Here is an 11277-nt window from a genome sequence, read left to right as displayed (position 1 = left end):
CCGTCCAGACCCTAAGCGCGGTGACCCTATGCCAGCGACCACTGCCCTCCCCGCTCTCTCCGCGATTATCGTTGCCGCTGGCAAAGGGCTGCGCGTCGGGGGTGACACGCCAAAACAGTTTCGCAGCTGGCGCGGCAAGCCCGTTTTGCAGCATTCCGCAGAGGCGCTGGTCGCAGCAGGATGCGAGCGGATCGTGATTGTTGCTCCGCCAGGCCTCCATGACGAGGCACTCGCCGCCGCAGGTTCACCGGAAATTGCCACCGCAGTCGACGGCGGCGCATCACGGCAGGATTCGGTTCGCGCGGGGTTGGAATGTCTTGTAGAATTTTCGCCCGATCGCGTTCTCATCCACGATGCGGCTCGCCCTGATCTGCCCTTTGCTGTCATTGAACGTCTGCTTTCCGCGTTGGAAGCCAATGCAGGCGCCATTCCTGCCCTGCCGGTTGTGGACAGCCTTGCGCGCGCCGCAGAAAACGGCACCATGGCCGGAAAAGCCGACAGGGGCGCGCTGCGCCGGGTTCAGACGCCGCAGGCTTTCCGGTTTGGCGATATCCTCGCAGCGCACCGCGCGTGGACAGGTCCGACCGATGCTGGCGATGATGCGCAGGTGCTGGCAGCGGCAGGACCGGACAGCGCCAGTTCAGTCGCCCTCGTGCAGGGTGACGAACGCCTCAAGAAAATCACATTTGCCGAGGATTTCGACGACACGATGAAAGCGCCGCAGTTCCGCATTGGTCAGGGTTATGACGTCCACCGGCTCGTCACGGGCGAAGAACTGTGGCTGTGCGGGATCAAGCTAGATCACGACAAAGGACTGGCCGGACATTCCGATGCCGATGTCGCGCTTCACGCGATCACCGATGCGGTGCTCGGAGCGATTGGCGATGGCGATATCGGTACCCATTTCCCGCCGAGCGATCCGAAATGGGCTGGTGCGCGCTCAGCGCAGTTCCTCGAACATGCGGTAGAACTGGCAAGCAATGCGGGCTACGCGCTTGGCAATATCGACCTCACGATCATCTGCGAAGCACCAAAAATCGGCCCTCACCGGCCCGTGATGCGCGCCGAGGTCGCCCGCCTGACCGGGCTGGATGAGAGCGCCGTAAGTATAAAAGCAACCACAACCGAAAGGCTCGGCTTTACCGGGCGCGGTGAAGGTATCGCTGCGCAGGCCATTGTCGGCCTCAGCAAAAGCGCCTGAAAGAAATCTATATGACCAAGCAATTGCTACCTGCCGATATTGATGATCTCGCCGCGCGTGTCGTGGCCGAGAATAAGGCGGCCGGACGCTCGGTTGTATTGGCTGAAAGCTGTACGGGCGGGCTGGTGGCTGCGGCTATTACCGAGATTCCCGGTTCTTCTTCAGTGCTTGACCGCGGATTTGTGACCTATTCCAATGAGGCAAAAATGGAATCGCTCGGTGTCAGCAGCGACATTATCGAGACGTTTGGCGCTGTGTCCATCGCCTGTGTTTGGGCGATGGCGGCGGGCGCTCTTAAATATTCCAACGCCGATGTTGCAGTCGCGATCAGCGGTGTCGCCGGTCCGGGCGGCGGAACTCAGCTGAAACCGGTTGGCACGGTGGTATTCGCCCGCGCGTTTCGCAATCAGGACGGGGAGCCAGAGGGTGAACTAAGGCACTTCGACAGCGGCGAAGACGGCCTTAGCGAACGCGCTTCTATCCGGCGTCAAGCAACGATTTGCGCGCTGGAATTGTTGTTGCCGTAAAGGTCGTGCGCGCGCTGTTCAAACGCGGCGACCATCTTGCGGAATGCCCGGTCAAAATATTGCCCGGCAAGCGCCTGAAAAACGCGGTTCTTGAATTCGAAATCAACGCAAAAATCAATCTCGCAGGTCTTTTCGTCGATTGCGCGAAAGGTCCAGACATTGTCGAGATCGGACAGCGGCCCATCGACATAATGCACGGCAATCTGTTTCGGCCGATCCTTCGCCACGCGGGACGTGAAATTCTCTCGGATAGCCTTGAACCCGACGACCATGTCCGCAACCATTTCGGTTTCGCTGTCGGAGCGCACGCGGGTCGCGATAACCCACGGCAGAAACTGGTTGTAACGTTTTACATCCGCGACGAGGTCGAACATCTGCTCTGCGCTGTAGGGCAGTCGGCGGGTTTCGCGAATTCCAACCATTAGCCGACCAGACGGTCTTTTTTGCGCGCCGCTGACTTGCCCAGCTTCTCTTCACGCGCCGCTTTCATGACCGCGAAATCATCCCCAGCGTGATAGCTGGACCGGGTAAGCGGGCTGGATGCAACTTGCAAAAACCCCTTGGCCCGCGCGATGGAACCATATGCGCCGAAAGCCTTGGGCGTGACAAATTCTTCGACCGCAGCGTGTTTCGGCGTTGGCTGAAGATATTGGCCCATCGTGATAAAATCGACCTCTGCGCTGCGCATGTCGTCCATAACCTGATGCACTTCGAGGCGTTGCTCGCCAAGGCCCAGCATGATGCCCGACTTTGTGAATATGAGCGGGTTGTGCGCTTTCACCTCTTCGAGCAGGCGTAGCGACGCGTAGTAGCGCGCACCGGGGCGGATCATCGGATAAAGACGCGGGACCGTTTCGAGGTTGTGGTTGTAAACATCCGGCCCGGCTTCGCAGATCGCCTCTACCGCAGGGCGCATCTTGCCGCGAAAATCGGGGGTAAGGATCTCGATAGTGGTGTCAGGCGTGTTGCGGCGCAGAGCCTCGATTACCTTGACGAATTGCCCTGCCCCGCCATCGGGCAGGTCGTCCCGGTCGACGCTGGTGATGACGATGTGTTTAAGCCCCATCTTCGCAGCCGCAATCGCGGTGTTTTCCGGCTCCATCGGATCAACGGCGCGCGGCATACCGGTCTTAACATTACAGAATGCGCAGGCGCGCGTGCAGACATCGCCCAAGATCATCACGGTTGCGTGTTTCTGAGTCCAGCACTCGCCGATATTTGGGCAGGCAGCCTCTTCACATACCGTGTTGAGGTTGAGGTCGCGCATCAAGCGGCGGGTTTCATGATACCCCTCGCTCACAGGCGCACGGACGCGAATCCAGTCAGGCTTGCGCTGGCGCGGCGGGCGATCACCCTCAGGCTTTGCCTGCGGCGTATTGGCGAGATCGTTCATACGCTGTCATTTAGGCTGCAACGCCGCCTGCCGCAACCTGTGTGGACCTCACAAAACTGGCTATGGGGCCGTAAATCGGCGCAATCGGTTTTGCTATTCATGCAACACAATGGACGTTAAGGGGGCCTGCAATGTTCGAAACCGCAATCCAGACCTTCACCTCTCCTGTGGTTCTTTTCTTCGTTCTGGGGCTGCTTGCAGCCTTTGTCCGGTCTGATCTGGCCATACCGGAAGCCATCGCGAAGGCGATGTCGCTTTACCTGATGGCAGCGATCGGGCTCAAAGGCGGAGTGGCGGTGTCGAAATCGGGCATCGGTCCAGACGTTATATCCGCATTGGGTGCGGGGATCGTGGCCGGTTTCTTACTGCCATTCTTTGCCTATGGCGTCCTCAAGACTTTCGGCAAACTCGACCGGATCAATTCCGGCGCGGTCGCGGCGCATTATGGGTCGATCAGCGTCGTGACATTCGTGACAGCTGTTGAAATTCTGACCGGACAATCGCGGGAACCGGGCGGCTACATGGTAGCGGTGATGGCCGCGATGGAGGCTCCGGCGATCCTTTCCGGCCTGCTGCTGGCCCGCGGATTGGGCAGCAAGGATGACGGCGGACAGTCTACTGGCGAGATGTTCCATGAGGTATTTACCAATTCCTCCATCGTGTTGCTGCTGGGTGCCTTTGCAATCGGTATGCTGGCAGGAGAGCAAGGGTTCGCCCCGGTCAGTCCATTTTTCGAGGCAGGCTTTAAGGGCGTATTGTGTATCTTCCTGCTCGACATGGGATTGATCGCCGCGCGCCGCGTCATGGATGCGCGTTCCATCACATGGCGTCTAACAGCAATCGCAATTTTTCTGCCGCTGTTTAACGGCGCCGTTGGCACAGCGCTGGGTGTATTTGTCGGGCTGGATGCGGGATCTTCTGCCGCGCTTGGCGTGCTGTGTGCCAGCGCCAGCTATATCGCTGTTCCTGCAGCCATGCGGCTGGCCTTGCCAGAGGCCGATCCGGGCATTTACCTCACGATGTCACTAAGCATCACATTCCCCTTTAATGTCCTGATCAATATCGGCATTATCACGACATTCGCGGTCTATCTGACCGGCGGCGGAGGGACCGGACCATGATCGAAACTGTCATTCGCAAACGGATTGAGATCCTCACCGATGTGCAGCTGAAAAGACGCGTCACCGATGCGATCGACCGTGCCGGAATTACCGGCTGGACTATCGTTCCTGTCACCAGCGGAAAAGGCCGCGAAGGCCCGTGGCGTGAAGAGCGGGTCATGGGCACTGACAAGGTGTTCGTCCTGACAATAGCTGCGGACGAACGCGCGATGGCCCTTGCCGAGGATCTTGCTCCCATGCTTACAAAATACGGCTTCATCCTCAGCATGTGGGATGTCGAGGTCATCAGGGGAGAGCGGTTCTGACCGCGTCGCCAACCCCTTGAGTATACGGGGGAACACGCGTGCCTGAATTTGCCGAACTGTTAAAAGGGTATCGCCGGTTTCGCCGCGATGTCTATCCGCGCCAGCGTGCCCGGTTTGAACAGACCATTGAAGAGGGCCAGCGTCCCAAGCTGATGGTGATCGGTTGCAGCGATAGCCGCGTCGATCCAGCGCAGATATTCGACGTTGATCCGGGCGATATCTTTGTCCTGCGCAATGTCGCCGCTCTTGTCCCGCCATTTGAAACATCGACTGCGCAGCAGGGGGTATCCTCGGCAGTGGAATTTGCCGTTCAGGTTTTGGAAGTGCGGCAAATCCTGGTCATGGGCCATGGCCGCTGCGGAGGGTGCAAGGCTGCGCTCGACCGGTCGCTGGTCGATGCGGCTCCCGGCGAAGGTGGCTTTCTGGCGAAGTGGGTTTCTCTGCTGGATGAGGCGCGCGCGCCGGTTGTGGCGAAGTACGGCAAAGACGGGCCAGAGGCGGAGTTAGCGATGGAATTTGCCGCCATCCGCCAAAGCCTTGCCAATCTGCGCACTTTCCCGTGGATCGCGGCAAAGGAAGCCAGCGGCGAGCTAAAGCTGCGCGGAACGCATTTCGCCATATCCGAGGGGCGGCTGTATTCGCTGGATGAAGGTAAGGGCGAATTTGAAGTAATCGAGTGATTATCGCCCCATGACTTGCCGCCCCCTCCCCTCATCTGCATAGGAACGCAATGTCTATTACCGAACTCAAAAATATCGCCCTGCTTATCGACGCGGATAACACCTCTCCGCAGGCTATAGACCCTGTTCTGACCGTCATGGCAGAGCTTGGGCAGGTCAATATCCGGCGCGCCTACGGCAACTTTGCCAAGGAAAACCTCGCGCGCTGGGACAAGATCACGAACAAATTCGGCATCCGTCCGCAGCAGCAATTCGACGTGTCGAAGGGCAAGAATGCGACCGATATGGCGATGACCATCGATGCGATTGACCTGCTGTATCAGGGCAAGGTCGACGGGTTCGGCATCATGACATCGGATAGCGATTTTACGCCGCTCGTCACGCGCCTGCGACAGGACGGAATATTGGTATACGGTTTTGGGGAAAAGAAGACGCCGCCCGCGTTTCAGGCGGTCTGCACCCGTTTCCTGCATATTGATGAACTGATCGCCAGCGCATCGGACGATAATGGCAAGTCCAAGGCCAAACGCAGCTCACAGGCGGAACTCGACGACCTTAACGAACTGGTTCTCGCTGCCTATCGCGAGGCAAAACGCGACGATGAAGGGTTTGCTAAATTGCAGCAGGTCGGCCAGATCGCTGGCAACCGGTCCAGCTTCGATGTGCGCAATTACGGATACAATAGCTTGTCCGAACTGTTTGCCTCGCTTGAGAATTTCAAGCTGGAGCGGCGTGACGGAAATCAGGTATTCGTAAAACGTCTGCGCTGAATTCTGAAAGTGATGGAAGCACGAAAAAGGGGCGCCCGGATCAAATCCCGGCGCCCCTTCTTACATCGGTGGTGATGCAGGTTTAGCTAGTCGCGTCAGCCTGCACATTCATGTCTGGCGCTGCGGCAGTCGCGGGACCGCTCTTTTCATTGGCGTAAGCGATCCAGAGCTTGGCAAGCGGTGCACGGACGCCGCCCACTTTTTCAAGGCTGGTGCGCGCCGCGTCGTAATTGCCAAGCGCAATCTGCGACATGCCCAGACGGGTCAGCGTTTCGTCAGTGTTCACACCGGGCATAGCCAGCGCCTTTTCGTAGAAACGCGCCGCCTTTGCGTATTCGCCGTAACTGTAGAACGCGTTTGCTGCTGCGCTGACAGTGCGCAACTGGGCAGACGCCGCATCGGCATCGCGTTCAAGCGAAGGCAAGTCGGCGCGGTCCGATGCAATACGGTTGTTCGCCGTGCTCAGCGCGTCAGCGGCAAAAATATCATCGCGGCTAACAGCCTGATTGGCATAAGCCTGCTCGATCACGTCTTTCACTTCTTTTGGAAGCAGGCGCGCATCGGCCACTTCGACGTAATACAGATAATCCTGCTTGTCCTGAAGCGCGTCGGTGGTCCGCAGCAGACGCAGAAGGTCAAGCATTTGCTGGCCTTCATAGCTGTTGAGATTACGCGTCAGATTGATCGCATCGCGCCAGTTGGTCGGCGACGGAAATTCAGCAATCCACTGTGCGGCAAAGTCATAGACCTGCGGGGTAATCTCATTGTTGTACGCGACAGTCAGGCCGCGGCGATACCACTGTTCCTCGACCGGCTGACCGGCGGCTTTGCGCGATGCAATCGCCTGTTCAAGGTAAGCAAGTCCTTCAAGGTTCTGCTCGGCAGAGAAAAAGCTTTCCGCCATCGCAATCTGAAGATCGGATGATGAAATATCGGGCGTGTTGAAATTGTTGTCGATAGCGCCCTGCAGATAGGTGCGAGCCTTTGCGAAATCCTGCTCCGCGTTGGAAAGCTGGTATGCAATAAAGTTATACCGGCCAATCTGATCAACGGGAACCTTGCCGCTCGCCAGCATCATTTCCATGCCGGAAAGCTGGAGCGGGCGGTCGCTCAATTTGATGCCGGAATTAAAGATCAGGCCGCCAGCAGCAATCTTTTCATCAGCGGTGGTGGCGAGCGGGATAAGACCCTCAAGCTGCGGTTTGAACGCGGCGACATCGGCGCCTTCGGCCTGCAACCCTTCGTTTACGGGCTGATACACAGCCACGAATTCTTTGGAATAGCCGCCGCCATCGCCTTCTTTGTCTTTCTTTTTCTTGCGCTGTGCGTGTGCTTCTGCCGGGTAAACGGCGGTAGCGACCACTGCCGAACCGGTTGCCAAAGCAATCGCGAGGGCAAGGCCAGAGCTACGCTTGCGCATATTGAAAAGTGTCATTTGAGAGTATCTCCTGCGGGTGTTATACGCCGCGCCTGCCTTGAATTGCGGTTCGCGGTCGAATTTAATCTGTCATGCGCCTTTGAACGTGTGCGCCCAGATTTGCAATTCAACTTAGGTGAACCGGCCTGAACGGCCTTTGAATGGTGGGCAGACCTGCCGCTGAATACGAATTCAACGGGCGGTAATTGCGGGTTTTCGCCAGATCATACGAAACCATCGCGTCAGGTGTGGAAAAAACGCCTTTGTACCCCTCTTGTTCTTCCGTCCAATTAGGGATTCCTCCGCCGAAACCCTACATTAGATGATAATCTAGATAACAATCAGAAACGGCCCGCACCTTGAGCGACGATAACGACACCATCGAAAACCCCGCACCATCTCCCGCAGGAGATTACGAGCGCATCGACATCGTTGATGAGATGAAGACGAGCTATCTCGATTACGCGATGAGCGTAATCGTCAGCCGCGCACTTCCCGATGTTCGCGACGGTCTGAAACCGGTGCATCGCCGCATCCTTTACGCCAGTCAGGAAGGCGGCTTTGTCGCCGGACGTCCTTACCGCAAAAGCGCGAAGATCGTCGGCGATGTGATGGGCAACTATCACCCGCACGGCGACAGCGCGATTTACGATGCGCTTGCCCGGATGACGCAGGACTGGTCGCTGCGTGTCCCGCTGATCGATGGTCAGGGGAATTTCGGGTCGATGGACCCCGACCCGCCCGCTTCCATGCGGTATACCGAGGCGCGTCTTGCCCGGGTTGCGAACACGCTGCTCGATGATCTGGACAAGGACACGGTCGATTTTGCCGATAACTATGATGGCAGCACACAGGAGCCGCAGGTTCTTCCGGCGCGCTTCCCTAACCTGCTGGTCAACGGCGCAGGCGGCATCGCGGTTGGCATGGCAACGAATGTCCCGCCGCATAATCTGGGTGAAGTGATCGACGGTTGCCTCGCATTCATTGAAGATCCAACGATCACGACCGAGCAATTGTTCGAGATCATCCCAGGCCCCGATTTCCCGACGGCTCCGCTGATCCTCGGTTCTGCGGGTGCCAAGGCAGCCTATACGACTGGGCGCGGGTCAATCCTGATGCGCTGCCGCCACAAAATTGAAGAGCGTCGCGGTGATCGGCAGTCTATCGTTCTCACCTCGATCCCTTTTCAGGTTGGCAAATCAGGCTTGGTCGAAAAGATCGCCGATGCCGCGAAAGAGAAACGGATCGAAGGTATCGCCGATATCCGCGACGAAAGCTCACGCGAGGGTGTGCGCGTCGTCGTCGATCTGAAACGTGATGCGTCACCCGAAGTCGTGCTCAACCAGATGTGGCGTTATACGCCTGCGCAATCCTCTTTCCCGGCGAACATGCTGGCCATCCGTGGCGGGCGGCCTGAGACGCTGTCGCTGCGCGATATCATCCAGTCGTTCATCAGTTTCCGCGAAGAAGTCATCACGCGCCGGACCAAGTTCGAGCTGAACAAGGCACGCGAACGCGCGCATCTGTTGCTCGGCCTGGTGGTGGCAGTGTCAAATCTGGACGAGGTTGTCGCCATGATCCGCGGCGCGTCCAACCCTGCCGAAGCGCGCGCGAAACTGCTCGCAAAAGAATGGCCGATTGGCGATATCGCGCAGTATATCCGGCTGGTCGAGGCAATTGAACCAAACGCCGAAGAGGCGGGCGGCACCTATTCGCTGTCCGAAAGACAGGTTCGCGCCATTCTTGAGCTGCGCCTGCACCGCCTGACGGCATTGGGCCGCGACGAGATTGGCGACGAGCTGAAAGAACTCGCGATCCAGATTGAAGAGCTGCTTTCCATTTTGGGCGACCGGGTAAAGCTCTACCGCGTGATGCGCGAAGAGCTGGAAGAGATCAAAGCGACCTATGCCACACCGCGCATGTCGGAAATCGCGCCTGCATGGGACGGACTTGACGATGAAGACCTGATCGAGCGCGACGACATGGTCGTGACCGTGACACTCGACGGCTATATCAAGCGAACGCCGCTTTCGACCTTCCGCGCCCAGGCGCGCGGGGGCAAAGGCCGCGCTGGAATGTCGACGAAGGACGAAGATGCGATTGCGGAAATGTTCGTCACCTCGACGCACAATCCCGTGCTGTTCTTCTCAACCGCAGGCAAGGTTTACCGTCTGAAGGTCTGGAAACTGCCCGAAGGCGGACCGGCCACGCGCGGCAGGCCGATTGTAAATATGCTTCCCTCTCTAGACGATGGCGAGACGATCCGCACCGTGCTGCCATTGCCGGAAGACGAAACGGAATGGGGCGCGCTATCAGTGGTGTTCGCCACCGCAAAGGGCAGCGTGCGCCGCAACAACATGGATGCGTTTACGAATATTCCGTCAAACGGGAAGTTCGCGATGAAGTTCGATGCAGAAAGCGAAGACGAGTTGATCGGCGTCCGTCTGGTCGCGGCCGGTGACGATGTCCTTCTCGCCTCGCGTCAGGGCAAGGCGATCCGGTTTGCCGCTGAGGATGTGCGCGAGTTTACTTCGCGCACCTCGACCGGTGTTCGCGGCATGAAACTGGCGGACGGGGACGAGGTTGTCTCGCTCTCCACCCTCGGTGCGACGGGCACCACGCCCGAAGAGCGTGAGCAATACATCAAATTTGCGCCGTGGAAGGGTGAAAAGGAAGGCGAACCGGACCTTTCCGAAGAACGGTATGAAACGCTCAAGGAAAAAGAGCAGTTCATCCTCACTGTGTGCTCCAATGGGTATGGCAAAGTGTCCAGCGCCTATGAATATCGCCGCATCGGACGCGGCGGTCAGGGCCTGATCAATATCGACAATATCGCTCGCAATGGGCCGGTTGTTGCCAGCTTCCCGGTCTCGACAGGCGAGCAGTTGATGCTTGTCACCGATCAGGCGAAACTGATCCGCATCGGGTTGGAAGCCCTACGAGTGATCGGGCGGAATTCCGCAGGAGTGCGGCTCTTCAACGTCGGCAAGAACGAAACCATCGTTAGCGCCGTGAAAATTGACGAGACCGAAGAGCCAGAGAACGAAGCTGAAGAAGCCGTGGTGGAAGAAATGGTGGAACGGCGCGGTGGCGGTGACGAAACCGCGCCGGAAACAACGCCGAAAACCGACGACGACATTGGCAAGGCTCCGCCCGAGTAAGGGCGCAGCAGCCCGTGCTTACCTTGCGGGGTGTTCGCCCCGCAGGGTCTGCACGACGCCGGTCGCAATCATTAATTGACCAGCATAGTAAAGCGGCCAGATCAATAGGTCCGGCAGATCACCCAGATCAATCGCGCCGCTTTCACTGAAGATCAGCCAGTCGCTGACGACAAACAGCACTGCCCCCAGCCCGACGCGGTAACGCGGGAAACGGCTGGTCCAGGCGGCGGCCGCCATCGCACCAAGGCCGATCGAATAGATTGCGATCAGCGGGTCTCGGCTGACGAGATAGGAAACGGCTGGGACACCCACCAAAAGCGCGAGGCCAAGCAGGCTTTGGCTGGCTGATGGCGATGCCCGGCGATTGCGAAGGTAAAGCACCACGGCGGCAATATGCGAGAGTAAGAACAGCGCCCCGCCGCCCGCGAACGACAATCCCAGCACCGTATCGCCTGCGGCCGATAAAGCGAGCGCGAACACAAGGATACCGCCATCCGGTCCGGAGGTGCGCTGATATCCGTAAACTGCCAGCAGCCCGACTGCCGAACCCTTGATCAGAAACAGCCACAGCTCTCCGATGGGGTTGTCATTTAGAAAGTAATACGCGCACGCAGCGATGACGCTGGCGAGCAGCCAGGGGCGGTGTTCGATCAGAGCGCGTTTCGACATACAACATCCTTCTTACAGCGCCTGCCGCTTGCC

11 protein-coding genes are annotated in these 11277 nt (G+C 58.4%); 7 read left to right on the top strand and 4 right to left on the bottom strand.

Features of this window, described 5'->3' with window-relative positions; translation table 11 throughout:
• Positions 1 to 28: 28 nt before the first annotated feature.
• The gene (locus ACGHU1_RS00840; RefSeq protein WP_390582513.1) at positions 29 to 1201 is read left to right on the top strand and encodes a bifunctional 2-C-methyl-D-erythritol 4-phosphate cytidylyltransferase/2-C-methyl-D-erythritol 2,4-cyclodiphosphate synthase; all 1173 of its coding nucleotides are present in this window, start codon (positions 29 to 31) and stop codon (positions 1199 to 1201) included.
• Positions 1202 to 1212: 11 nt separating this feature from the next.
• Positions 1213 to 1728 (top strand): CinA family protein, encoded by a 516-nt coding sequence (locus ACGHU1_RS00835; RefSeq protein WP_390582512.1) that lies wholly within the window; start codon positions 1213 to 1215, stop codon positions 1726 to 1728.
• On the opposite strand, the gene ACGHU1_RS00830 is transcribed toward ACGHU1_RS00835, so the two are convergent.
• Both ACGHU1_RS00830 and lipA read right to left on the bottom strand, forming a co-directional pair.
• Positions 1689 to 2150 (bottom strand): type II toxin-antitoxin system RatA family toxin, encoded by a 462-nt coding sequence (locus ACGHU1_RS00830; RefSeq protein ID WP_390582510.1) that lies wholly within the window; start codon positions 2148 to 2150, stop codon positions 1689 to 1691. The two genes, ACGHU1_RS00835 and ACGHU1_RS00830, sit on opposite strands and share 40 nt — an antisense overlap.
• Positions 2150 to 3121, bottom strand: coding sequence for a lipoyl synthase (lipA, locus tag ACGHU1_RS00825; protein ID WP_390582508.1), 972 nt, complete (start codon positions 3119 to 3121; stop codon positions 2150 to 2152). The genes ACGHU1_RS00830 and lipA overlap by 1 nt, the downstream gene beginning before the upstream one ends.
• 131 nt (positions 3122 to 3252) lie before the next feature.
• Here lipA and ACGHU1_RS00820 point away from each other — a divergent pair, with 131 nt between their 5' ends.
• Genes ACGHU1_RS00820 through ACGHU1_RS00805 form a run of 4 tightly spaced genes read left to right on the top strand, consistent with a single transcriptional unit; the run spans position 3253 to position 5997 of the window.
• Positions 3253 to 4242 (top strand): sodium-dependent bicarbonate transport family permease, encoded by a 990-nt coding sequence (locus ACGHU1_RS00820; RefSeq protein WP_390582507.1) that lies wholly within the window; start codon positions 3253 to 3255, stop codon positions 4240 to 4242.
• A complete protein-coding gene (locus tag ACGHU1_RS00815; protein WP_390582505.1) occupies positions 4239 to 4547 on the top strand; it encodes a P-II family nitrogen regulator in 309 nt (102 codons plus the stop codon). Before ACGHU1_RS00820 ends, ACGHU1_RS00815 begins: the two co-directional genes overlap by 4 nt.
• Before the next feature lie 38 nt (positions 4548 to 4585).
• Positions 4586 to 5227, top strand: coding sequence for a carbonic anhydrase (locus ACGHU1_RS00810; RefSeq protein WP_390582503.1), 642 nt, complete (start codon positions 4586 to 4588; stop codon positions 5225 to 5227).
• A 50-nt stretch (positions 5228 to 5277) separates the two neighbouring features.
• Positions 5278 to 5997 (top strand): NYN domain-containing protein, encoded by a 720-nt coding sequence (locus ACGHU1_RS00805; protein ID WP_390582501.1) that lies wholly within the window; start codon positions 5278 to 5280, stop codon positions 5995 to 5997.
• Between the two features lie 82 nt (positions 5998 to 6079).
• On the opposite strand, the gene ACGHU1_RS00800 is transcribed toward ACGHU1_RS00805, so the two are convergent.
• Positions 6080 to 7432 carry a tol-pal system YbgF family protein gene (locus ACGHU1_RS00800; RefSeq protein WP_390582499.1) on the bottom strand — a complete coding sequence of 451 codons (1353 nt, stop codon included), beginning with the start codon at positions 7430 to 7432 and terminating at the stop codon, positions 6080 to 6082.
• 341 nt (positions 7433 to 7773) lie between these two features.
• On the opposite strand from ACGHU1_RS00800, the gene gyrA reads away from it, so the two are divergent.
• Positions 7774 to 10575 carry a DNA gyrase subunit A gene (gene gyrA / locus ACGHU1_RS00795; RefSeq protein WP_390582497.1) on the top strand — a complete coding sequence of 934 codons (2802 nt, stop codon included), beginning with the start codon at positions 7774 to 7776 and terminating at the stop codon, positions 10573 to 10575.
• Between the two features lie 18 nt (positions 10576 to 10593).
• On the opposite strand, the gene ACGHU1_RS00790 is transcribed toward gyrA, so the two are convergent.
• On the bottom strand, positions 10594 to 11244 hold the full coding sequence (locus ACGHU1_RS00790; protein WP_390582495.1) for a lysoplasmalogenase family protein: 651 nt from the start codon (positions 11242 to 11244) through the stop codon (positions 10594 to 10596).
• Positions 11245 to 11277: the final 33 nt, after the last annotated feature.

The organism is Erythrobacter sp. MTPC3, assembly GCF_042854385.1.
Lineage (GTDB): Bacteria > Pseudomonadota > Alphaproteobacteria > Sphingomonadales > Sphingomonadaceae > Erythrobacter.
This window is presented reverse-complemented; position numbering and strand designations above follow the sequence as displayed.